Origin of the sequence: Mesorhizobium sp. M0587 (genome assembly GCF_040320945.1) — a bacterium.
GTDB lineage: Bacteria > Pseudomonadota > Alphaproteobacteria > Rhizobiales > Rhizobiaceae > Mesorhizobium.
Genome location: NZ_JAMYQP010000005.1, coordinates 182,816 through 205,042, shown reverse-complemented (window position 1 = coordinate 205,042; position 22,227 = coordinate 182,816). Strand labels below are relative to the sequence as shown.

Genomic DNA, 22,227 nt, shown 5'->3' with positions numbered 1-22,227 from the left:
GGATAAGTCATGTCAAAGACAGGTGGTGCCGACGAGGCGCTCAATCGGGTGAACACGAACTCCAGGCCATCTGAGCTTCGCATCACAGACATGCGAGTAGCCGAAATCGTCGGTGCGCCGTTCACCTCGGCGCTGCTCAAGATTTACACCAACCAGGGCATCGTCGGGCTGGGCGAGGTGCGCGACGGCGCCAGCGCCACCTACGCGCTGATGCTGAAAAGCCGGCTGCTTGGCGAGAATCCTTGCGACATTGATCGCCTGTTTCGCCGGATCAAGCAGTTCGGCGGGCACGGCCGGCAAGGCGGCGGCGTCTCGGCGGTCGAGATCGCGCTGTGGGATATCGCCGGCAAGGCCTATGGCGTCCCCATCTACCAGATGCTTGGCGGCAAGTTTCGCGATCACGTGCGCGTCTACTGCGATACCGATGCCGAGAAACCCAGCGGCACCGAAACCGGAAAGCGCCTCAAGGAGCGCATGAACCGCGGTTTCACCTTCCTCAAGATGGACCTTGGCTTGATGCAAATCGCCCATGTCCCGGGCGCGGTGGCCGCTCCCGCCGGCGCGCTCGAAGGGTTTTACGCCAATCCGCGCGGCCGCGGGGGATCCCTCGAAGAGCGCAAGGCGCGCAATCTCGCCTACGATGCGCAGAACGTGCAGCACCCGTTCACGGGCCTGCATTTCACCGAAAAGGGGATCGACCTGCTCGAGCAGTATATCCACGAGGTTCGCGAGGTAATCGGATACGAGATCCCGCTTGCCATCGACCATGTCGGTCACATCTCGCTGCAGGACGGCATACGCCTGTCGCGCCGTATCGAGAAATACGTTCCTGCCTGGCTCGAGGACGTGATTCCGTGGCAACACACCGAGCAGTACCGTCAATTGCAGCAGGCCACCACGGTGCCGATCTGCACCGGCGAGGACATCTACCTCAAGGAGGCGTTCGAACCTCTGCTGAAGAACGGCGGTCTCTCCGTCATCCACCCGGACCTGCTCACCAGCGGGGGCATCCTCGAGACCAAGAAGATCGGCGACATGGCGCAGGACCACGGCGTCGCCATGGCCATCCATATGGCCGAAAGCCCGATCGCCGCAATGGCTGCCGCTCATGTTGCAACCGCGACGGAAAACTTCATGGCGCTAGAATATCATTCCGCCGATGTCGACTGGTGGGACGATATCGTCACCGGCCTGCCCACGCCGCTCGTCAAGGACGGCTTCATCACCGTGCCCGAGAAGCCGGGGCTGGGCATAGACGATGTGGTCGACGAGGTGATCAGCCAGCATCTGCAGCCCGGTGTCACGGGGATATGGCAATCCACGGATCGCTGGGACGACGAGTACTCCTGGGATCGCACCTGGAGCTGAAGCGGAAAGACCGAAGATGAAGATCACCGACCTCCGCTGTGCTCTTATCGGCAAGCACCCGATCGTCCGCATCGTGACCGACGAAGGCCTCCATGGCCTTGGCGAAGTGGAGTTCACCAAGACCTATCTGAAGCCTTTTGTGCTGCATTTTCGCGAGGCGCTGATCGGCGAGGATCCGACCGACGTCGAGCGGGTGATGCTGAAGATCCGCCAGCGCGGCTCGTTCAAGCCCTACGGCGCCGCCGTGTCCGCTATCGAGCATGCGCTGTGGGACATCGCCGGCAAAGCGGCGGGTGTTCCAGTCTACAAACTGCTCGGCGGCAAGGTGCGCGACAAGGTGCGCGTCTATAACGGCTCGATCCGCCGGAAACGCGCGGGCGACCGGCCGGAGGATTATGCCGCCGACGTCAAATGGATGATGGAGCAGCCGCAGAACTTCTTCATGGTCAAGCAAGGGATCTCGTTCCACTCCAACATGAAGGACAGCATCGAGGGCTTCCATTACGGTGTGACGCAGAAGAAGGCCGGATATCACGGTGCCATGGATCAGGGCATGATCAGCGAGCGCGGTTTCAACCATATGCTCGACTGCGTGATCGCAATGAAGGAAGTGCTGGGCGACAAGGTCAGCCTGGCGCTCGACTGCGGCCCGGGCTGGATGCTGCCCGATGCGATCAAGTTCGCTCGCGCGGTCGAGAGGTACAATTTGATGTGGCTCGAGGACATGCTGACCGGCGACTATGTGCCGTGGGTCAATCCGCAGGCCTATCGGGAGCTGACCACCTCCACCTCGACACCGATCCATACCGGCGAGCAGATCTACCTCAGGCACAATTTCAAGGAGCTGATCGAGACGCAGGCGGTACGCGTCATCGGTCCGGACCCGGCTGATATCGGCGGCATCGCCGAGCTCAAATGGGTCGCCGAGCACGCCTATATGCACTCGATCCTGATGGCTCCGCACGGTACGGCTAACGGCCTGCTCGGCCTCGGCGCGCTGATCAATGTCTGCGCCACCTTGCCCGCCAATTACGTCGCCTTCGAATACCCAAGTGCCTCCGACCCGTGGTGGAACGACATCGTCATCGGCCTGCCCAAGCAGGTGGTGAAGGATTCGATGATCGATCTGCTCGAAGCCCCCGGGCTCGGCCTGGACATCGACGCCGGGGGCGCCAAGAAGTATCTGCTGGAAGAGGACGCCGGGTTCTTCGATTGATCGGGCATCAACCCGCCTGGCGGCCGGCAGGAGCGCCTCGCCTTTGATGGAAATCGGTTCACGCAAGAAGAGACTATAGACAACTCTCAGGGTGGAACGGCGGCCACGCGGAATGTGCGTTATTGCAGCTGATAGCGGCTTCTCTCACGTACCAAGATCCTTGCTACGCCGGATTCATCCCCTAATTGCTTCCGTGGGCGCCTTAGTCGCGAGTTTAGCCTGGGGGCAGTGGTGGTTGCGCCGCTCTGACCGCATGCCGCGGAAAGACGGTCCGGCCGACACATTTATGGAGCTTGTCGTGCGCCAATCCCGTGCATCCTGCTTGGCATTTTTCGCAGTCGCTTGCTCGATCGCGGTAGCTTACGCAGGCGTTGCGGCCGGCGGCCAGAACGGCGGAGGGCAAGGCGGTGGCGGCCATCATGGGGACGGCGGAGGCCATGGCGCTGGCAGCCATCGCAGCGAAGGCCGCAGCAGCGACCCGCACAAAGGGCCTGTCGGCGATCCCAACGACCCTAGCAGTGGTTCACCGGGGGCGGGACCTACGGCCAGTGTCGTCCCGTCCGCAGACGGGGGACAGTCGCTCGACCTCCCGCCCACACTCCAGCCTTCCAGCGACAGCAGCAATTCATCAACGGCCGGTCCAATCAAAGCGCCGCCGGGCGTCCCGAACAAAGTCGTTCGCGCCTGCCATGATGCAGTCGAGTCGGCCGCCGCCCCGTTCGGCGCGACCCGTGTGCGCGTCAGCAGCGCAGGTTTCATACATCGGTTGAGCCAAGATACGATCTCGGCCCCCATCGAGGTCAGCATCGACTATGTACGGCAAGGCCGCGTAGAGACTCGGCAGGCGCCGATCAAATGCGAATTGAATGCGACAGGCAGCGTGATCGGACTGACATAGCGCTTCGCACGGAACTCGCCGGCGAGAGCAGGATAAATTCGAGTGGGAATTCACCCTGGCTAACTCTTCTGTTTCCGGAAATGAGGGGATCGCGCGGTTTTTGCAGATCACTCCATTGTCGCGTGTCTCGGCCAGAGCGAATAGGGAAGTGTGATAGAACGCACGCGGGTCACCCGTGGCGGATTGCGAACCTTGCTGCGTGCAGTTTTCTGGCTGACAGCCTTCACTTGGCCGGTAGCGGCTGCTGCGCGGCCAGAACGCGGCTTCAGCGGCGGCTCGATCTGCGCGCTGGGACGCTCAGTCCTGAGCCTGTCGTTTTCCGCGCGCGCGGCGGCAAGATCGCGGGCAAGGGAAGCAGCGGCCCCACGTTGCTTGTCCAGAGCCTCCTTCAGGATGGCTACCTCTATCACGCGTGCTCGAGCGGGGTCGCGTTCGAGGCGGGCTCTGTCGAGATCCTCATGGATCGAGACTGCTGCTGCGCGTTCTCGTGCCAGAGCCTGCGCCGTCTCGGCTGCGGTCTGCTCGGCACGCTCTCTCGCCGACACAGCTCTGGCTCGTTCCTGTTCAGCAGCGTCGCGCTCGAGACGAGCTTTTTTCAGCTCCTCCCGAATCGACGCTGTTGCGGCGCGTTCTCGGGTTAGCGCCCGCTCCGTTTCGGCTGCGGTCTGCTCCACTCGTTCTTTCGCTGTAACTGCGCCGGTCCGTTCCTGCTCAGCCATGTTCGCGCGCTGCACGAGCGCGGCATTGGACCGTTTGATTTCGGCGAGATCGCCACGAAGGTCCTCAGACTTCCGGCGTTCGTTGTCGAGCAGTTCGCTCGCTTGCGCCTGCGAAGCCTCGGCCTTGCCGCGATCCTTAGCGGTCTCGGCCTCAAGCTGTTCAATTTGCGCCCGCGCTCGCGATAGATCGCGCGCCAGCCATTCCGCTCGCTGACGCTCCAGATGAGCAGCGGGTATTTCCGCAAAAACATAGTTGGCGGTCTCGCGCAGCAGCGTGCGGGCACCTCCCGCAAAATGCCGCAATGCGTCAACGGTGCGGGCTGCCGCGAGTTCGTTGCGCAATCGCTCCTCGCGTGCGTTGTCGGCAACTGCCATGGCTGTCCTCAGCGCATCGATCTGCTTGCTCGACTTGAGGAGCGCTTCCTGCAGAGCGGCGCTCCTGGCGCGCTCGCCTTCCGCCGCCCGCTGCTCCCGTCCGGCCAATTCCCTCGCAGCGGTGGTCTGAGCACGAGCTGTCCCGACTTGCGCCTGAGCAGCCCTAAGGTCAGAATTGAGCAATTCGGTGCGCCCGTTTGCCTGGGCTGGTCTATGCATGTCCAGTGCAGCACGCGCCGGAAGCTGGAAGGGTCGCGAAAGTTCCGGATCGGCGTGGCCTTGCGCCTGCGAAATGGCGGGGGCTCCTTCGATCCAGTTTTGTCTCGTCATCGCATACCCAAGCGGCAGGGCCAGACAAATTGCGGCGACGACGCCCAAACGGAGTGCGAGACTGAGCGGCCTGCGAACGCGAGGGGGTGAGGCCGTCGGGTTGGAATCCAGGCTGGATCGTCCCGTTTGAGCTGTGGCCTTCAAACCGCGCTGCGCCGGATTGGCCAACTGGGCAACTTTGCGCGCCTTATGACGCGATTGGCCCCACGCTGACCCGTAAATTCGCTTTCCACGTTCCGCGAGGGCGATTTGTGTCGGCACACGGCTCAGCGTCCACAACACTGGACCACTTAGGGCGGCAAAACTGCCCGCCACCTGCCTATGGACATCGTCAGCGATTTCTCTGATGAATATCGCAAGTCGGCCGGGTTGCAGTACGTCCGTCGCGGAAGCAAAAGCATTGGTCTGGGCCACTGACGGGCACCCGCGACCTTTTGAGTTTACTTCAAAATGTTCGATCCGCACCCCGAACTGACGGTAATTGGCATCTTCAGGCCGAACATTTGGGTCCGCCGCATCTGAGAGAACTGCAACCTGAGGAAAAGAAGCACGCTCGGTTGCAGGGTCGACCGGGCATTGCCAGTCCCAAGTAGCTTCGCCAGGAAGGCCAGATATGCCTTCGGCGTTTGATTTCAGGTGCCTTCGCACCGTGACAACGATACGTCGGAGCACAAGATAGATGCCCACCAATACAAGCGGTGCTATCCCGCCCAGTATGGCAATATCTGCGTCGCTTGCGTAAATATCAGCAAGATGATTTGGCATTGGCGTGCCCGTGCGGCCTTAGGTGTATTCGTAAGCTCGTGAAGCGGTGTTTGGCCCTCATCTTGGCGTTGGCTAAGGCTTAGGATCCCTCTCAAAGCGTCGCATACGGGGCCACCGATCGTCGGCTGCCGAGGGCGTCCCTGGGCTCTGAAAAACCGACTTGCACCTCTGCATCCCAACGTCCCGAGATATCCAACGCGGTGCGTACCGTTCCACCATACCGGCTGAACGGTCCATGCTGAGCTTTAAGCTAGGTCACAGAGCTCTGCGGTCAACCGTCATCTGATATTCATGACTGCGGCAGCCATAAACGACGCCGCTGATCCTGCTGCCGGTGATCTTATGTACACCGGCTGATCCCATTGGGTGTTTCGTGGCAAGGTCGGCGCCGATATCGGCTACCAATGGTTGGGCTGGGCTGGGGACTATGGGGGCTGTCACAAATCCCTTTTGCGATGCGACGCGCTATCGCCTATTATCGCCAGAAGAGGTGGGCATGCTGATCGATCGTGGCATACAGCAAGCGGGGATTTTCGACTCCACTGAGATTAGGCTTCTTCGCCGCGTATTCGAACAGGCCAAAGGTGAAGCCGATTCTGAAGCTCGTCTAGAAGCGTTGGCGTCACGGGTCATCGCCAATTACATGGCTGGTATCACCGATGAGGCAGAGCTCCTGGCATTGTCTCGGCAGCCGCTTGGTCGTTAGCGCGATTTGTTTCGGCGCTGATAGGCTTATGGCAATCGCATGATCGTTCCGTATTCGCGCGACCATGGCACGACGCGCTTTCGGCCGCGCCGGGGGTAGTGGTCGCGATGGAATTGCGAGGAGGAAGGGATGACGCTGAGCTTCGACCCCAGGGCGACGGCCCAGACGCTTTACCATGGCGAATTCCGGCCGATGTTGATCGGCGGCAAGTGGGTCGCCGCGCAGTCCGGCGAGGAGATGCAGGCGCTGAACCCGGCGACAGGGGAGGTGCTGGCGACGGTGCCGCGCGGCGCGGCCGCCGATATCGATGCGGCGGTGGCGGCCGCGCGTGCCGCATTCGAAGGCCCGTGGTCCAGATTCTCCCCCTATGAGCGGCAATGCGTGCTCTTACGCGTCGCCGATCTGTTTGAGAACGATTGGGAGGAGCTCTGCGTCTCCGACACGCTCGATATGGGCCTGCCGATCACGCGCACGCTCGCCAACCGGCGACGCGTCATCGGCATGCTGCGCTTCTACGCCGGCATGGCAACCGCGCTGCATGGCGAGGCCATCGACAATTCGATCCCCGGCGAGATCGTCACCTTCACCCGGCGCGAGCCTGTGGGCGTCGTCGGCGCGATCATTCCCTGGAACGCTCCGACCGCCGCATCGATCTGGAAGATCGCCCCAGCGCTCGCCACGGGCTGCACCATCGTGCTGAAGCCCTCCGAGGATGCGTCGCTGACGCCGCTGCTGATCGCGCGGCTGATGCAGGAGGGTGGTGTGCCCGACGGCGTGGTCAACATCGTCACCGGCACCGGGGCGGAAGCGGGCGCGCGGTTGGCGGAACATCCCGACGTGAACAAGATCGTCTTCACCGGCTCGACGCTGACCGGCCAAGCCATCGCCCGGGCGAGCGTGGCCAATCTCAAGCGCGTTTCGCTGGAGCTCGGCGGCAAGTCGCCGCTCATCGTCTGCCGCGACGCCGACATCGACAAGACTGTTCCGATCGCTGCGATGGCGGTTTTCGTGCATTCGGGCCAGATCTGCATCGCCGGTTCGCGATTGTTCGTGGCGCGCGAAATCCACGACGAGTTCGTGCGCCGGCTGGCCGATTTCGCCGGCAGGCTGCGCATCGGCCACGGCATCGAGGCGGAGACGGAAATCGGGCCGCTCATCAATGCCCGCCAGGCCGGCAAGGTGGAGGATTACATCAGGGCGGGCAGCGACGAGGGTGCGAAGCTGGTCGCCGGCGGATCACGGCTGACGGGCGATCTCTATGACGGCGGCAATTTCATCGCGCCCACGGTGTTCGGCGCGGTGTCGGACCAGATGACCATCGCGCGCGAAGAGATCTTCGGCCCGGTGATTTCTGCCATGCCGTTCGACACGCTCGACGAAGCCGTCGCCCGTGCCAACGCGACGCCCTACGGCCTGGCGGCCGGCATATTCACGAGCCATCTCGGCACGGCGCACAAGCTCGCCCGCCGCGTCAAGGCCGGCTCCGTCTGGGTCAACATGTACCATGCCATCGACCCGGCCGTGCCGTTCGGCGGCATGAAGATGTCCGGCTATGGCCGGGAAGGCGGCATCGAGCATCTGCACGAATATCTGGAAACCAAGTCGGTCTGGATCCAGACAGACTAAGTGGTTTGCCGATATTCAGCTGAGGCCGGCCTGCGGATGGCGCGCCGCACCGCGAGGAATCGGTCGAAACGCAAACCGCTTCCTCCCAGGGCCGAGCGGCAATGAAGCGCTGCCAACGAGCCGTTCCTTAGGAACTTTTGTTCAGCTGGCGATTTTGCATGTATGATCAGATCCTAACGGCCAGGAGGGTATTTCTCGATGGCGACGAAACGGTTTGCGATCTGTGCTCTGGCTTTGGCGATCGGCTGCGGCGTGTCCACTTCGGCATTCGCCGGCGCCAAGCATCGCCACTACGAAGCCGGGCATGAACGCTACGTTCCCGCCCATGGCGATATCATCGACATCCTGTTCGGCGGCCCGCGTTATTATGACCGGCAACTGGTCACCACCGCCGCCGGTGCCTGTTCCTATCATCGGGTTGGGCCGGACGCGAATGCGCTGAACAAGATCAACGATCACCATTGCGGGAAATGAAATAGCCGGCGATTGATCCCCCGGCAGACGCTATCCGGCATCGGCTGGTCCTCGCAGCCCGGAGATCAATGGCGAATTCCACGACTGCAGACCGCCGTAGGCTTCAGCGACTTGTCGCCGGGGGATTCGCCAGTTCGGCGCGTATCTCGGCGTCATGCTCGCCGCGCGCGGGACTTTTCGCTGGTATCCAGCCCGGTCGTCCGGCAAAGCGCGGGGCGGCCGCCGCCTGCAGCACGCCGTCCACCGCCTGCCACGAGCCGCGCGCGGCCATGTGCGGATGGCGAGCCGCTTCCTGCGGGCTGAGCACTGGCCCGACGCACGCGTCCGAGCCCTCGAACAGGCTGATCCATTCATCGCGGGGTTTCGCGGCAAATATCGCCGCCAGCCTGCTGCCGAGCTCCGGCCAGAGATCGCGGTCGAACTGCCGGACGAACTGGGCATCGCCGGTCAAACCAAGCCTGTCGAGGAAAAGCGCATAGAATTTCGGTTCGACACACTGGACGCTGATGAAGCCGCCGTCGGCGGCGCGGTAGACCCGACACCAGTGCGGCCCGTCCAGAAGGCTACGGCCGCGCTCGGCGGCAAGCGCGCCGGATTGGCCGAGCGACATCAGCAGGTTCATCATGTGGGCCGAACCGTCAACGACGGCCGCGTCGACGACGGTGCCTCGGCCGCCGGCGCGTACGCTGATGATGCCGGCAAGCATGCCGATCACCAGATAGAGCGCACCGCCACCTACGTCGCCGACCAGCGTCGGCGGCGCCATCGGGGGTTCTCCAGGCAAGGAGGCGTACCAGAGCGCGCCTGATACGCCGATGTAGTTCATGTCATGGCCGGCGGTGCGGGCGAGCGGCCCGTCCTGCCCCCAGCCCGTCATGCGGCCGTATATCAGGCCGGGGTTGACCGCCAGGCAGGCATCCGGCCCAAGCCCGAGACGCTCCATCACGCCGGGCCGGAAGCCCTCGATCAGGCCGTCGGCGGTGGCGATCAGGCGCATCAGCACGGCGACATCTCCGGCGTCTTTCAGATCGAGCATGATCGAGCGTTTGCCGCGGTCGAGCAGCGAGCGCTCGGGCAGGCCGGGCGCGGAGGCGTGTTTGCGGTGGACGACGACGACATCGGCGCCGAGGTCGGCGAGCAGCATGCCGGCGAAGGGTGCCGGCCCCAGCGCCTCGATTTCCACGATGCGGATTCCCTTCAGCATCGGCTCCTCCCTTAGCGAGCATCGGTCCGTCGCGGCTTACCCTCCGCGGCGGCCCGCGCGAACGGCTTTGCATTCCACCCGTGCTTTCCATATATCGCAAGGCATGAAGAAAATCGGTTTTCTGTCGTTCGGGCACTGGACGCCCTCGTCGCAATCGCAGACGCGGTCGGCGTCGGACGCGCTCTTGCAGTCCATCGATTTGGCCGTTGCCGCCGAGCAGCTGGGCGCGGACGGGGCCTATTTCCGCGTGCATCATTTTGCCCGCCAGCTTGCCTCGCCATTTCCGCTGCTGGCGGCCGTCGGCGCCAAGACCAGCCGCATCGAGATCGGCACGGCGGTCATCGACATGCGTTACGAGAATCCGCTCTACATGGCCGAGGACGCGGGTGCCGCCGACATCATCGCCGGCGGGCGCCTGCAGCTCGGCATCAGCCGCGGCTCGCCCGAACAGGTGATCGATGGCTGGCGCTATTTCGGCTACGTGCCGCAGGAAGGCAAAACCGACGCCGACATGGCGCGGCATCACGCTGAAGTCCTACTCGACACGCTGCGGGGCGAAGGATTTGCCCAGCCCAATCCACGGCCGATGTTTCCCAATCCGCCGGGTCTCTTACGGTTGGAGCCGCATTCCGAAGGCCTGCGCGAGCGCATCTGGTGGGGTGCTGCCACCAACGCCACCTCCGAATGGGCGGCGAAACTGGGGATGAACCTGCAAAGCTCGACGCTCAAATTCGATGAGACCGGCAAGCCTTTCCACATCCAGCAGGCCGAGCAGATCCGGGTTTACCGCGAGGCCTGGAAGGCGGCCGGCCATCAGCGCGAGCCGCGCGTCTCGGTCAGCCGCAGCATCTTCGCGCTGATCGACGATCGCGACAGGGCCTATTTCGGACGCGGCAATGAGAGCCGCGACCAGATCGGCTTCATCGAGGAGAACACAAGGGCGATCTTCGGGCGCAGCTACGCCGCCGAACCGGACGTGCTGATCAAGGAACTGGCGGCGGATGAGGCAATCGCCGAGGCCGACACCCTGCTGCTCACCGTGCCCAATCAGCTCGGTGTCGACTACAACGCCCATGTCATCGAGGCGATCCTGACCCATGTCGCGCCGGCCCTGGGCTGGCGCTAGAGCCGGCAACCATCGATCACGACCGATAATCCAGGGAGGTGCACCGCATGCCGAAGAAGGCCTTGATTGCCTGGGGAGGCTGGGAAGGCCATACGCCCGAGCGCAGCGCCAGCGTCATCCGCGCAATGCTTGAGCGCAACGGGTTCGCCGTCACGTTCGGCCAGGGAACGGCGATGTTCGCCGATCCGGAGCTGGCCTCGTTCGATCTCATCGTTCCTGTCATCACGATGTCGACGATCGAAAAGACCGAGCTTCAGAACCTGACGCGCGCGGTCCGCCAGGGAACTGGGCTCGGCGGTTTCCACGGCACGATGGGCGACAGCTTCCGTAACGAACCCGACTACCAGTTCATGACCGGTGGCCAGTGGGTCGCACATCCCGGCGACATCATCGACTACCAGGTTGCCATCTCCAGGCCGGACGACCCGATCACCAGCGGCGTCAGTGATTTCGCCTACCGGTCGGAGCAGTATTACATGCATGTCGATCCGAGCAACGAAGTGCTGGCGACGACCACCTTCACCGAGGCGCATTTCCCTGGCATCGGCGGCGTCGTCATGCCGGTAGTCTGGAAGCGCAGATATGGCATGGGAAAGGTTTTCTACAGTTCGCTTGGTCACACCGCGGACGAGTTCGCGGTGCCGGAAATGGCACTTATCGTCGAGCGAGGCCTGCTCTGGGCCACGCGGGGATAGCGGCAAAATTTACAGGAACATTCCGGAGATGCCGAATGACTGATTTCAGCTGGTCTGCATCCGAAAAGAAGATCGCTCGCCATGCCTTCGATACGGCCCTTGAGGCGGCGCTTGCAAAGACGATGGCCGAGTTCAAGAGCAAAGCGAATGCCGCGACGGTGCCTTCGGAAATGTGGGAGGTCGAGGATTGGTTGCGTGATCAGCGACGGGACATCGACCGGAGGTTCGATTACCGCTATTCCCAGCTTCTTGACGTCTTCGCCGGTCTTATTTTCACAGGGCGCATGGACGAAGGTCTCATTGCCGGACTGTCGCAAGACAAGCTGGAAACGATCCGCCGATACATGGCCTTTGCCGCAGAGCGTTGAATTTCCGTCAGGCTCTACCAATCGGCGATGCGGTCGCCTCCGGTGAACTGCGCGCTTTTGCCGGTGTATTCGAACAATTCGATCTTCACGCCGTTGGGGTCGCTGAGCCAGGCCTGATAGGTGTCATCGCAGGCGAGTTTCTTGGCGGTGACCGCCACGCCCATGGACGCGATGTGTGCGATCGCGGCGTCGATGTCTTCGACCTCCAGACAGAAATGGTTGATCTGGTCGGTCTCGCTGAACCGCGCTGCGTCCTTCCGGAAAACCTCGACATGGCTGCGTCCGCCGCAATTGAGATAAAAACCGAAAACCTGGCCGTCGCGCAGGAAATTGAACTGGATGTTTATGCCCAGGACGTCCTCGTAAAATTGCCGTGTCTCATCCAGATCGTTGGCGAAGATACAGACATGGGCGAGTTGCTTCACTTTGATCATGGCTGAGCCTCTTTTTGTATCGTGAGTGTGGCATTGAGGCGGCAGCCTATCATCAGCCGATCCCCCCAGTGACCACATAGGCGCCAGCGGTGCGCCCGTCCTCCAGCCGCACCACCGCTGTCACGATCGAGCCGTAGGAGCCGCGCCAGACACTGTGCAAGCGCGCATGCTCGACGGCTGGCACGAGCGCGCGCCCGCTGAAACCCGTGCCGCTCCGCTGCAGCGCCAAGGGCTCTCCATTGACGTGCACCTTGACGCCGGCAGTGTCGGCCCCTGTTGCCTCGGCGGGCAGGTCGAGTGCGATGAAGATTTCATGCTGATCGCCAGAAGTGTTTGTCTCTGCGGCAAGTGTTATGGCGAGCGAACGCGCCTTGCCAGTGCCAGCCTGTGCGGCGCGGCGCGAAAAGATATCGTCGGCCAGTTCGGGCGTGCGCGGCGGGCGCGTGCGGCGTTGCGTCGAGTGCTCGAAATCGCCGGCCATGCGCAGCAATCTTTCATCATCATAGGCCTTGCCGGCGAAGGTCAGGCCGACCGGCATGCCAATATCGGCCATGGTGCCCATCGGCACGGTGACGGTCGGGATGCCGAAATGCCGCCACACCAGATTGCCGTTGGCGACCCAGGTGCCGTTGCGCCAGGCAAGCGCTGCGGACGCTTGGTCGATGTCGGCGTCGGCCGGTCCGACATCGGCTGCGGCGGGCAGCACCACGGCGTCGAGCCTGTTCGCGTCCAGCCAGTCCTCGAAATCGAGCCGCCGTGTCGCCTCCAGCCCCTTGAGCCCGTCCTCGAGGCTTGGAATATCGGCGAAAGGCGTGACACCGGATTTCGCGCGTTCGACATAGTCCGCCAGGTCGAAGCCGCCCTCATAGCGGTCGGGCAGCGTGCCCGGCGGCTGCGGGAAGATTTTCGGACCGTCGACCGAGGCGAGATCGGGCAGCGCAGGATCGGCATTGGCGCGCAGAAAATCGTCCCAGCCCCAGATGCAGAGATCCCAGATTTCCCGGTCGGCGAAGTCCCGTGGCACGAGCCCGCGCTCGACCATGGTGCGCGCGCCGGGGCGGTCGCGCTCATAGTTGGAAACGATGGGAAAGTCGACTTCTACCACCTCGGCGCCAAGCCGCCTCAGATCCGTCGCCGCCCGATCCCAGAGGGCAAGCACCGAGGCGCGGGTTTCGATCGGCCGGTCGGCCCCGCTGTCGCGGACGACATACATTCTGGGCACGCCGAGCCGCATGCCTTTCAACGACCCCACAAGCGCCAGATCGGTATAGCGTTGCGGCCGCACATCGGCGCTTTTCGGCAGCTTGACCCAGGGCTGCGCGCGCCAGAAATCGCCTCTCGTCTCCGCATCGTCGGAGACGATGACGTCGAGCAGTTCGAGCATGTCGGGCATGCTGCGTGTATGCGGCACCACGACGTCCATGGTCGGCACCAAGGGCCAGTTGCCGCGCACCGAAATGACGCCGCGCGAGGGCGTGTAGGCGACCAGCGCGTTGTTGCTGGCCGGCGCGCGGCCGGACGACCAGGTTTCCTCTCCGAGCCCGAAGGCGCAGAAGCTGGCTGATGTCGCCGTGCCGGAGCCGTTGGACGAACCAGACGCGAAGGCGGCGGTCAGGTAGTCGGCATTGTAGGGGCTCTCGGCTCGGCCATAGACGCCGCGCTGCATGCCGCCATTGGCCATTGGCGGCATGTTGGTCAGGCCGATCAGCACGGCACCGCCGGCGCGCAGCCGCGCGATGGTAAAGGCGTCTTCATTGGCGACGAGATGTTCGAAGGCCGGCGAGCCGGCGGCCACCGTCAGCCCGGCGACCTTGTAGCTGTCCTTGGCGGTGTAGGGAATGCCGTCGAGCGGCCCGAGTACGGCGCCGTTGCGGCGCCTTTGGTCGGAAGCGGCAGCCTCCTTGAACATGCGGGGATTGAGCACCGGCACAGCATTGAGGCTGATGCCGTGCCGGTCGAAATGCGCGATGCGCCTCAGATATGCCCCGACCAGTTCGACGCTGGTGACGAGGCCATCATCGAGCGCGCGGCGCAATTGCTCGATCGTCGCTTCGACTAGATGAAGGCTGGCGTCGGTCATCACTGGTTCCAGGCTGTCGTTTGCACGCCATGGATGAGCGAGGCCGCGGCCTTCGGCAAGAGCCAATCGCGATCGTCGGCTGCCGGTATCGTCGTTAAGCGAAATGGCCATAGTCGAAGGTGACGCTGGTGCTGGCACCGCCATTGGCGCGATGTCCGCCACGAAACGCGCCGGCTCGCCGATGAGCCCGCGCATCGCCGAAACCTGGTGCGATGACAATGCGGTGCGGTCAACCCACGATAGGCGCACCAGCCCGGCCGCTTTGGCTTGGCCGCACAATTGCGGCGCGAAAAAACTATCCGATCAAAGGGAATTTGGCTGACGCGGGTGTTTTACGGCCACTTTGTGGGGACGAGATTTGCAACTTAGCATTGCTGCCGTCATTATCGGTCTTAGAGGGGGCTGAAGGTTGTGGAGCATTGAGAAATGACGATGTCCGATCAGGATGACCTGATCCGAGCAGCCATCGGACGGCTGCTCGCAGAGAAAACCGGCGCCGCCAGCATATCGATGAAGGAGAGCATTGCCGAGCTTTTGACGCTCACCGGCGCTGCGGCCACGCATGAGAAGCTGCAGGACCTGCTGCTGGAGATGGCCGAAATGCGTGGCATGATGGTTAGCCTCGACGTCTAGATCGTTCATCGTCCCACACGGAGACAATGAACCTGTCGCTTTGTCTTGGCGCAATTCCGGACCGAGAACCTTCCTGTACTTTTCCTGGATCTCGGATCGACCGGGACGCTGCCGGCCGTGCAGCCTGCCAGTCAGCCGGTCGGTGCGCAAATGGAATCGGCGCTGCGGTCGGCGATCATGATCACCGAGCGCCGGCTGACGCGGGGATATTGCGGCCGATCTTCTGCGGCGAGCAGGCGCCTGGCGCGGGCCGAAATCACCTGCGGGCGAAGCTGAAGGAGAACCGGCTGCCGCGATGGTAGACGGCGGCATGGACGACCGGCGTCCCGGTCGCGTCGAAGCAGGTCTCGGTAATCAGCAGCGCCGGCCCGAAGTCGCGCAGATCGTTACGCTGCACGACTTCGTCGGGCAGCATCACCGCCGAAACCGAGGCAGCCGACATGCGCGGCCTGTGCCGGTGCTGTTCGAGGAGCGAAAGCAGCGAACCGCTCCAGTCGATGTCGAAAACGCGCGCCGGGATCAAGCTGCGCGGGATGTAGTCGAGCGAATACATCAGCGGTTCATCATGGTGGAGCCGCAGCCGCTCCAGCCGGATGACGCGTTCCCCCTCGGCCAATCGCAGCTGCTGCCGCACCATTGGATCCGGCGTATCCTCGGCGATGGACAGCACTTTGTTGGTGGTCTCGTAGCCATAGTGGCGCGACATGTCTGTCACGCTCTCGAACACGGTGATCGGCCGGTCGACCTCGACGGAGGCACTAGCGGTGACGAAGCGGCCGAGCCCGTGGGTGACAGAAATGAGACCGTCCTGTTCGAGCAGCTTCAGCGCCTCGCGCAACGCCGGGCGCGAGATGCGGAAGCGCTGTGTCAATTGGGCCTCGGTGGGCAGCTTGTCGCCGGGCTTGAGTCCCTCGGCTCTGATGAGGTTGGCGAGGCGTTCGCGGAGCTGGACCGCCAAAGTGCGCGCGTCGCGAAGCGGTTCGTCCAAGATGCTCATCCCCATTATGCCAACATTCCCTTTGTTGTCTGACAAAGGCGACGAGGTCAAGCAGAGCCATTTCGTTCCAGGACGTTGCCTGCCTCGAAAACCGTCCTGTGTTCGGCGCGCGAAAATCACTTGAAATGCGGACGCCGAGATGTCAGTTGTCTTACAACTTATGTGAGGGTGCGATGCTCAATTTCGACGAAGCCAGATTTTTACGCATTCAATCGGGGGCGGTGGCCCTGCGCGAGGGTATCGACGCCGCCGTGGCGCAATGCCTGACCGCCGGAGCGGAAAACATTTTCTTTCTTGGCACCGGTGGCGCGGCGATACTCATGCAGCCGGCCGCGCAGCTGTTGCAGCGCAGGTCGCGCTTCCCGGCCTCTATCGACGTGACGGCAGAGCTGGAACTCGCTCAATCGGTCAACTTGACGGAAAAGTCGATTGTCGTGCTGCCCTCGCTCTCCGGCACCACCAAGGAGAGCGTCGCGCTGCTGGCCAAGCTCAAGCAGATCGGCGCTACGGTGATCACGCTGGTCGGGCACGCGGACACGCCGCTCGGCAAGGGCGGCGACCATGTCTTCGTCAACTTCGCCGAGGACGACACGTCCTGCGAGTCCTTCTATCTGCAGTCGCTTTTCATCGCGCTGTCGGTGCTGAAGCATCGCGGCGAGCTTGCCGAAGCGGACCGGATTTTTGCCGAGCTGGAGCGCCTTCCGGATTTGCTGCTGGCCGTAAAGCAGGGCTATGAACAGAAAGCCGTCGAATTCGCCCGCAAGCTCGCGGCCAGCGACTGCCACATCATAACCGGCGCCGGTAATGTCTGGCCGCAGGCTTCGTATTACGGCATGTGCATCCTGGAAGAGATGCAGTGGATACGCACACGTCCGGTGCACGCCTCGGATTTCTTCCATGGCACGCTGGAGTTGGTGGAAAAAGGCGTCAGCGTCGTCCTTTTCAAAGGCGAGGACAGTGCCCGGCCGCTCGCCGACAGGGTCGAGAAGTTCGTCCCCGGCTATACGAATGAGATGACCGTGCTCGATACAGCCGATTTCGCGCTGCCCGGCATTTCGCCCGATGTGCGGGCGCTGGTGTCGCCGATCGTGCTCGCCACCGTGCTTGAACGTATCAGCGCCCATCTCGAAATGATACGCAATCATCCCTTGACGACGCGCCGCTACTACAAGCGCGTTGCCTATTGAGTGCACCCTATCAGGGCGCTCAGCCGGGGCACCAGAATATGGCAAGCTTTCGTTTCGCCACCGTCGGCGACAACTGCATCGACCGTCTCGGCCCGCCGGTAAACCGGCGGCTGGTCGGCGGCAACGCGGTCAACGTTGCCGTCCAGCTCGCCCGGCTCGGCCATAGGAGCTTCTATTTCGGCGCGGTGGGCCGCGATGCCGAAGGCCGGCACACAGAAGCGGCGCTGACGGCAAACGGGGTGTCGACCGAGCATCTGCGCCTCTGCGACGAGAATACCGCCTGGACCGACATTGCGGTCCTGCCTTCCGGCGAGCGCGTGATTGCCGCCGAGGATTTCGGCGCCTGCGCGCATTATGTGCCCGACGACGCGGAGCTGGCGATTCTAGAAGCGATGGACCACGTCCATATTGGCTGGCTGAACGATGGCGGCGTCTTGCGCCGGCGCCTTGCGCGGGCAGGGGGTAGCGTCTCGCAGGACATTTCGGTCAACGCCGATCCGGCCAATCTCGGCGTGACGGGGCTGAGCGTCGCCTTCGGCTCGGCCACGGAAGGCCGCGGCGCGGCGGAAGCGATGGCGGCCGATCTTCTGTCGCGCGGCGCTCAATGCGCAGTCGTCATGCGCGGTGCGGCCGGATCGATGGCGCTGACCGCGAACGCGCGCGCCGAAACCGGCATTCACGCTGTCGAGGTCGTCGACACGACCGGCGCTGGCGACAGTTTCATTGCCGGGTTTCTGACCGCTTGGCTCGCCAAGGGGCCGCTGCTGCAATGCCTGGATAGCGGGCGCGACCGCGCCGCGCTGACCTGCGGCCATCTCGGCGGTTTTCCGCAGGAGGCGTGGCCGCTCTAAGAGCGTTCACCGTTTCACGGACGACGAACCTCATATCTTTACGCAATTCCGGACGGAAAACCGTTTCACACTTTCCTGGAATTGCTCCTGTTCAGCGCTTGAGCGAGCGCCCGAACCGTTCCTCGATGCGCGACTGCAGGAATTCGAGACCCATCGAGAGCAGCCAGTAGATCATCGAGGCGGTGATGAGCATCTCGATGTGGCGGAACTCGGTCTGGCCCTGCGTGCGCGCGAGATACATGATCTCCCAGACCCCGACCACCGAGACCAGCGAGGAATCTTTCAGCATCGCGATGAACTGGTTGCCGGTCGGCGGCACGATGACACGCATGGCCTGCGGCAGGATGACCAGGAACATCGTCTGGTTGGCGCTGAGGCCGAGTGCGGTGGCGCCCTCCGTCTGGCCGCGCGAAATGCTTTCGATGCCGGCGCGGAAAATCTCGGTCATGTACGCGCCGTAGCAGAGCGACAGCGCCATGATGCCAGCCGGCACCGCGCCGATGACATAGCCGACCTGCGGCAGGCCGAGATAGATGATGTAGATCTGCATCAGCAGCGGCAGGCCACGAAACAGCGAGGTGTAGAAGGTCGCCAACCCGTAGACCACGCCGTTCCTGGAAAGCTTGGCAATGGCGCCGAGGAAGGCGATGATTGTGGCGATGGCGATCGAAATGGCGGAGATGTAGAGCGTCGTCACCACGCCCTTCGAGATGAGGAAGCCGATCTTCTTGGCGATGAAGGTGAAGGACAGGTCGAAGGAATAGAAGAACAGCATCAACAGCACGAACAGCTCGATCCACACCGCCACGATCTGCTGCTTGCGGCTGAGATACTGCAAAGCCTTCCAGTTCGCCGCCACGATCAGCGCGATCAGCACCGCCGAGACCACGCGGCCGGCCGCGGGATTGGCACCAAGCCAGTCGATCGAGCCCGGGACGAGCTTGCCGATCCAGTCCGGCTTGATGCCGAGGCCGTACAGGCCGGCGGCGAAGGCGGCGAGCACGAAGAGCAAGCCGATGCGGCGCGCCGCGTCCGGGTAATTGAGCAACAGTCGGCCGATCACGCTTTAAGCTCCTGTGGTCGGCGGGGCCGTTCGCGCCACCAGTCCTGTGCCTGCAGCTTCCAGTAGGTGAGCTGCGCGACAGCAAGTCCAGCCGGGCCGCCCGCCCAGGCGAGCCCGAACGGCGCGAACAGCCGGTAGCGGTCCGACTCGCCCAGTATGGCTTCGGCAACCAGCTTGCCGGCGATGGCCGTGGTGTTGACGCCATGACCGCCAAAAGCCGTGAGATACCAGACGCCCGGCTGCAATTCGCCGATCTGGGGCATCAGGTGGCGGGCGTAGGACATCAGTCCCGACCAGGCGAGTTCGGTCTTGAGCTGTTCGAGTTGGGGGTAGGTCGTCACCATCTCGCGGCGCAATTCCCCGGCCAACGCCGCCGGCGAGGCTGTTCTTGTGGTGATGCGCCCGCCCCAGAGCAGCCGTTTGCCGCCGTCCACGACACGGTAATAGTCGCCGGCGCGGCGGTTGTCGCCGATAGCGTCGGTCGTCGTGATCGCCCTGGCGATGAGTTCGGGCGCTTCTTCGCTCACCATCACGTAGGTCGCTATCGGCAGGAAAGCACGCTTCAGTCGCGCGACCAGCGGCCCCGTATAGCCGCCGGTCGCGAATACCGCCTGGCGGGCGCGCACTTCACCGCGATCTGTGCGCACGATCTTTTCCGCGCTGCGAAGCTCAGCGTGGACGGCGCCCGACCCTTCATGAATCCTGCCGCCCAGCCGTTCGATTTCAACCGCAACGGCGCGCAGGTAGTTGAGCGGATGCATGTGAAAGGCGTTGGGATCGCGCAGGGCCTGGTAGTAGCGGTCGGAATGCAGCACCGCGCGCACCTGGTCGCGCTCGAGATAGTCGAGCCGGTAGTCGAAGTCGCGCGCCAGTTGCCCGGCATAGGCCTTCAGCGCATGGCCGTCATCGTGGCGTAGCACGCTCATGATGCCGGAGCGCGGCTGTGCCGCCTCGATGTCGAGATCGCGGATCGTCTGGCGCACAAAATCAACGCCTTCGATCGACAAGCGGTGCAGCTTTTGCGCCGCCTCCGCGCCAGCCATCGCGGCGATGTTGTCGCCATCGGTGGCGAATCCGGGGCTGACGAAGCCGCCATTGCGACCCGAGGCGCCGAAGCCGACGCGCTGGGCCTCGAGCACGACGACGTGCCTGCCGGCGCGAGCCAGCTGTAGCGCTGTCGTCAGCCCGGCCAGTCCGCCGCCGACAATGACGGTGTCGCATTCGCAGACGCCTTGCAACGGCGGTCGGACCGTGTCGTCGGCAAGCGTGCGTCGGTAGTAGGTGTCGGGATATGCCATGATCAAAATGATGCGGGCGGGCGGCTGAAAGGCCGCCCGCGGCGCGCCTCAGTCGGCGCTATAATCCTTGCCGTACCATTTGGTGGTCAGCTTGGCGAGCGTGCCATCCTTCTTCATCTCGTCGATGATGCCGCCGACCTTGGCGTTCCAGTCCGCGTCGCCTTTCTCGGCGATCACCACCAGCGGTTCGCGGAAGGCATATCCGCCCTCGAGGATACGCAAGGGGTAGCCGTTCTTGATCGCGTTCTGGGCGGTCTGCTCCGGGGCGATGACCGCGTTGAGGCGCACGCCGTCGCCGAGCCTCAGATCATCGAACGGCAGCATGGAATCGGCGAAAGTCCTGATCTCGCCGGGCTGGAGCTTGTATTCGATCGGCGGCAGGCCTGGTGCGTCGATCTCGAGCTGGCGGCGGATGAAGTCTTCGGAGGTGGTGGCGGTCTCGACGCCGATGATCTTGCCGCTCAGGTCGTCGACGGATTTGGCCTTGCTGTCCTTGTGGACCACATAAACGTACGGGCTGTAATAATAGACGCCCAGGAAATCGATCACCCTGGCCCTGGCCTTGGTGGGCGTCACGGAGCCGACGCCGATGTCGTAGCGGCCTTGCCAGTGGCCCCCGGTCATCGTCGCCCAGTCCGGCGTCTCGAAGCTGACCTCGACGCCGAGGCGTTTGGCGATCTCCTTCGAGACGTCTATGTCGAAGCCGACGAGTTGATTGCTGTCGTCAAGGAAACTCTGCGGCGGCCAGCCGCTGTTGGTGGCGACCACCATCGCCTTCTTCGAGATGACGCGGTCCACGGTCCCTCCCGCCGACGCCGCCGACGCGAATGCAAATGTCGTGGCTGCCAACGCCAGGCACGCGATCAATTTCTTCACCGAAACCTCCCCAGGCTTTTTCTGTCGAACCGTATGTAAGATGTCTGACAACGTCAATTGAGTGTAAGCCGGGATACGAGTCAAGGGCCTTGGGGGAGGCCGCAACCGTTTTCTGTCGAATATCATATCCGGTCCGCCCCGACGTCACGCCCCAGCATTGACCATGTGGGCCTGACAGTCGTCGCGGCGATATTTTGAAGGGATGTGGGTTGCTGGGTGGAGGAGGACGCGGCCTTGGCAGCGACAGCGCTCGATCCTCCAAATACACCTCATGCGGCCGCTTCGTCCTGTGGCGGCCGCATCAGTGTCCGCGCAGCATCTTTTCCCGCCGCGAGGATACGGTCCGACAAATCCGTGCCTTCGACGGCTCGAGACAATTGCAATGTTCCGAAGAGCGTCGCGAAAACGCCGAGGGCAACGCCTTCCGGATCCTTGCTCGATGGAAGCGCCGAAGACAATTGACGCACCAGGGACAGCAAGTGCTCTGTATAGACTTCACGCGTCTCCGGCGGCTGGCGCGCGAGTTCGGGCAGCAGTGCGGCAGACGCGCAGCCCTTTCCCGGATTGTCGCGGTGCTCGGCGGAAAGATAAGCCTCCAGAGCCAACTCCGGGCCGCCGGTAGCCAAGGCTTCCTGCACTTGCTGCGACTGGATCTCCATGGCTGCCGCCACGCTTTCACGCACAAGCTCCGCCTTGGATTGAAAGTGCGGATAGAAAGCTCCGTTGGTCATCCCGGCATCCCCCATGATGGTTGCCAGCCCGGAAGCGGCAATGCCGTCACTCCGAAAACGTTCGACTGCTGCCTCCATGATCCGGCCGCGTGAGGCGTCCTTTCGGCCCTTGTCATAGCGCATGGCTGCCATTCCTTTCTGCTATTGCATTATGAGCATAATCTGATATTATGACTGTAATTCAATTGCCACGAAAAAGCTAGTCCT

General features: G+C 63.2%; 20 protein-coding genes. 11 read left to right on the top strand and 9 right to left on the bottom strand.

The window, feature by feature from the left end; all coding sequences use genetic code 11:
- Nucleotides 1-9 precede the first annotated feature (9 nt).
- Nucleotides 10-1,368, top strand: a complete 1,359-nt coding sequence (locus NKI49_RS06970; RefSeq protein WP_352606276.1) for a mandelate racemase/muconate lactonizing enzyme family protein — start codon at nt 10-12, stop codon at nt 1,366-1,368.
- Nucleotides 1,369-1,384: 16 nt separating this feature from the next.
- Complete coding sequence (locus NKI49_RS06965; RefSeq protein ID WP_352606278.1) at nt 1,385-2,584, top strand: mandelate racemase/muconate lactonizing enzyme family protein; 1,200 nt, start codon at nt 1,385-1,387, stop codon at nt 2,582-2,584.
- A 1,005-nt stretch (nt 2,585-3,589) separates the two neighbouring features.
- Here NKI49_RS06965 and NKI49_RS06960 read toward each other — a convergent pair.
- On the bottom strand, nt 3,590-5,671 hold the full coding sequence (locus NKI49_RS06960) for a coiled-coil domain-containing protein (protein ID WP_352606280.1): 2,082 nt from the start codon (nt 5,669-5,671) through the stop codon (nt 3,590-3,592).
- Nucleotides 5,672-6,167: 496 nt separating this feature from the next.
- On the opposite strand from NKI49_RS06960, the gene NKI49_RS06955 reads away from it, so the two are divergent.
- The 3 genes from NKI49_RS06955 (at nt 6,168) to NKI49_RS06945 (ending at nt 8,477) form a co-directional block, all read left to right on the top strand.
- A complete protein-coding gene (locus NKI49_RS06955) occupies nt 6,168-6,377 on the top strand; it encodes a hypothetical protein (protein WP_352606282.1) in 210 nt (69 codons plus the stop codon).
- A 129-nt stretch (nt 6,378-6,506) separates the two neighbouring features.
- Nucleotides 6,507-8,003, top strand: coding sequence for an aldehyde dehydrogenase family protein (locus NKI49_RS06950; RefSeq protein WP_352606284.1), 1,497 nt, complete (start codon nt 6,507-6,509; stop codon nt 8,001-8,003).
- 198 nt (nt 8,004-8,201) lie between these two features.
- Nucleotides 8,202-8,477: a hypothetical protein gene (locus NKI49_RS06945; protein WP_352606286.1), complete on the top strand. Its 276-nt coding sequence runs from the start codon at nt 8,202-8,204 to the stop codon at nt 8,475-8,477.
- Nucleotides 8,478-8,580: 103 nt separating this feature from the next.
- On the opposite strand, the gene NKI49_RS06940 is transcribed toward NKI49_RS06945, so the two are convergent.
- A complete protein-coding gene (locus NKI49_RS06940) occupies nt 8,581-9,681 on the bottom strand; it encodes a CaiB/BaiF CoA transferase family protein (protein WP_352606288.1) in 1,101 nt (366 codons plus the stop codon).
- A gap of 103 nt (nt 9,682-9,784) precedes the next feature.
- On the opposite strand from NKI49_RS06940, the gene NKI49_RS06935 reads away from it, so the two are divergent.
- The 3 genes from NKI49_RS06935 to frp are packed head-to-tail and all read left to right on the top strand — an operon-like array spanning nt 9,785 to nt 11,870.
- A complete protein-coding gene (locus NKI49_RS06935) occupies nt 9,785-10,807 on the top strand; it encodes an LLM class flavin-dependent oxidoreductase (RefSeq protein WP_352606290.1) in 1,023 nt (340 codons plus the stop codon).
- Nucleotides 10,808-10,854: 47 nt separating this feature from the next.
- Entirely contained in the window at nt 10,855-11,502 is a 648-nt protein-coding gene (locus tag NKI49_RS06930; protein WP_352606292.1) for a ThuA domain-containing protein, read from the top strand.
- A 35-nt stretch (nt 11,503-11,537) separates the two neighbouring features.
- Entirely contained in the window at nt 11,538-11,870 is a 333-nt protein-coding gene (gene frp, locus NKI49_RS06925) for a fluorescence recovery protein (protein WP_352606294.1), read from the top strand.
- A gap of 14 nt (nt 11,871-11,884) precedes the next feature.
- Here the strand turns inward: frp and NKI49_RS06920 are convergent, their stop codons facing one another.
- On the bottom strand, nt 11,885-12,304 hold the full coding sequence (locus tag NKI49_RS06920) for a VOC family protein (protein ID WP_352606296.1): 420 nt from the start codon (nt 12,302-12,304) through the stop codon (nt 11,885-11,887).
- 52 nt (nt 12,305-12,356) lie between these two features.
- A complete protein-coding gene (locus NKI49_RS06915; protein ID WP_352606298.1) occupies nt 12,357-14,384 on the bottom strand; it encodes an amidase in 2,028 nt (675 codons plus the stop codon).
- A gap of 426 nt (nt 14,385-14,810) precedes the next feature.
- On the opposite strand from NKI49_RS06915, the gene NKI49_RS06910 reads away from it, so the two are divergent.
- The gene (locus NKI49_RS06910) at nt 14,811-15,017 is read left to right on the top strand and encodes a hypothetical protein (protein ID WP_352606300.1); all 207 of its coding nucleotides are present in this window, start codon (nt 14,811-14,813) and stop codon (nt 15,015-15,017) included.
- Between the two features lie 256 nt (nt 15,018-15,273).
- Here the strand turns inward: NKI49_RS06910 and NKI49_RS06905 are convergent, their stop codons facing one another.
- On the bottom strand, nt 15,274-16,005 hold the full coding sequence (locus NKI49_RS06905; protein ID WP_352606302.1) for a GntR family transcriptional regulator: 732 nt from the start codon (nt 16,003-16,005) through the stop codon (nt 15,274-15,276).
- Nucleotides 16,006-16,187: 182 nt separating this feature from the next.
- Between NKI49_RS06905 and NKI49_RS06900 the strand changes: the two genes are divergently transcribed.
- Together NKI49_RS06900 and NKI49_RS06895 are read left to right on the top strand one after the other, a co-directional pair.
- Nucleotides 16,188-17,201, top strand: a complete 1,014-nt coding sequence (locus NKI49_RS06900; RefSeq protein WP_352606304.1) for an SIS domain-containing protein — start codon at nt 16,188-16,190, stop codon at nt 17,199-17,201.
- A gap of 38 nt (nt 17,202-17,239) precedes the next feature.
- A complete protein-coding gene (locus tag NKI49_RS06895; protein ID WP_352606307.1) occupies nt 17,240-18,052 on the top strand; it encodes a PfkB family carbohydrate kinase in 813 nt (270 codons plus the stop codon).
- A gap of 91 nt (nt 18,053-18,143) precedes the next feature.
- Here the strand turns inward: NKI49_RS06895 and NKI49_RS06890 are convergent, their stop codons facing one another.
- The 4 genes from NKI49_RS06890 to NKI49_RS06875 all read right to left on the bottom strand — a co-directional run bounded on the left by NKI49_RS06890 (nt 18,144) and on the right by NKI49_RS06875 (nt 22,143).
- Nucleotides 18,144-19,115, bottom strand: coding sequence for an amino acid ABC transporter permease (locus tag NKI49_RS06890; protein ID WP_352606309.1), 972 nt, complete (start codon nt 19,113-19,115; stop codon nt 18,144-18,146).
- Entirely contained in the window at nt 19,112-20,413 is a 1,302-nt protein-coding gene (locus tag NKI49_RS06885) for an NAD(P)/FAD-dependent oxidoreductase (RefSeq protein ID WP_352606311.1), read from the bottom strand. Before NKI49_RS06885 ends, NKI49_RS06890 begins: the two co-directional genes overlap by 4 nt.
- 48 nt (nt 20,414-20,461) lie before the next feature.
- Nucleotides 20,462-21,289, bottom strand: coding sequence for a transporter substrate-binding domain-containing protein (locus NKI49_RS06880; RefSeq protein ID WP_352607576.1), 828 nt, complete (start codon nt 21,287-21,289; stop codon nt 20,462-20,464).
- Between the two features lie 269 nt (nt 21,290-21,558).
- Nucleotides 21,559-22,143 (bottom strand): TetR/AcrR family transcriptional regulator, encoded by a 585-nt coding sequence (locus NKI49_RS06875; protein WP_352607578.1) that lies wholly within the window; start codon nt 22,141-22,143, stop codon nt 21,559-21,561.
- Between the last annotated feature and the right edge of the window lie 84 nt (nt 22,144-22,227).

Bases quoted from the DNA above. Each gene is read 5' to 3' on its own strand.
- NKI49_RS06970 (WP_352606276.1), top strand. From the start codon at position 10: ATGTCAAAGACAGGTGGTGCCGACGAGGCGCTCAATCGGGTGAACACG.
- NKI49_RS06965 (WP_352606278.1), top strand. From the start codon at position 1,385: ATGAAGATCACCGACCTCCGCTGTGCTCTTATCGGCAAGCACCCGATC.
- NKI49_RS06960 (WP_352606280.1), bottom strand. From the start codon at position 5,671: ATGCCAAATCATCTTGCTGATATTTACGCAAGCGACGCAGATATTGCC.
- NKI49_RS06955 (WP_352606282.1), top strand. From the start codon at position 6,168: ATGCTGATCGATCGTGGCATACAGCAAGCGGGGATTTTCGACTCCACT.
- NKI49_RS06950 (WP_352606284.1), top strand. From the start codon at position 6,507: ATGACGCTGAGCTTCGACCCCAGGGCGACGGCCCAGACGCTTTACCAT.
- NKI49_RS06945 (WP_352606286.1), top strand. From the start codon at position 8,202: ATGGCGACGAAACGGTTTGCGATCTGTGCTCTGGCTTTGGCGATCGGC.
- NKI49_RS06940 (WP_352606288.1), bottom strand. From the start codon at position 9,681: ATGCTGAAGGGAATCCGCATCGTGGAAATCGAGGCGCTGGGGCCGGCA.
- NKI49_RS06935 (WP_352606290.1), top strand. From the start codon at position 9,785: ATGAAGAAAATCGGTTTTCTGTCGTTCGGGCACTGGACGCCCTCGTCG.
- NKI49_RS06930 (WP_352606292.1), top strand. From the start codon at position 10,855: ATGCCGAAGAAGGCCTTGATTGCCTGGGGAGGCTGGGAAGGCCATACG.
- frp (WP_352606294.1), top strand. From the start codon at position 11,538: ATGACTGATTTCAGCTGGTCTGCATCCGAAAAGAAGATCGCTCGCCAT.
- NKI49_RS06920 (WP_352606296.1), bottom strand. From the start codon at position 12,304: ATGATCAAAGTGAAGCAACTCGCCCATGTCTGTATCTTCGCCAACGAT.
- NKI49_RS06915 (WP_352606298.1), bottom strand. From the start codon at position 14,384: ATGACCGACGCCAGCCTTCATCTAGTCGAAGCGACGATCGAGCAATTG.
- NKI49_RS06910 (WP_352606300.1), top strand. From the start codon at position 14,811: ATGACGATGTCCGATCAGGATGACCTGATCCGAGCAGCCATCGGACGG.
- NKI49_RS06900 (WP_352606304.1), top strand. From the start codon at position 16,188: ATGCTCAATTTCGACGAAGCCAGATTTTTACGCATTCAATCGGGGGCG.
- NKI49_RS06895 (WP_352606307.1), top strand. From the start codon at position 17,240: ATGGCAAGCTTTCGTTTCGCCACCGTCGGCGACAACTGCATCGACCGT.
- NKI49_RS06885 (WP_352606311.1), bottom strand. From the start codon at position 20,413: ATGGCATATCCCGACACCTACTACCGACGCACGCTTGCCGACGACACG.
- NKI49_RS06875 (WP_352607578.1), bottom strand. From the start codon at position 22,143: ATGCGCTATGACAAGGGCCGAAAGGACGCCTCACGCGGCCGGATCATG.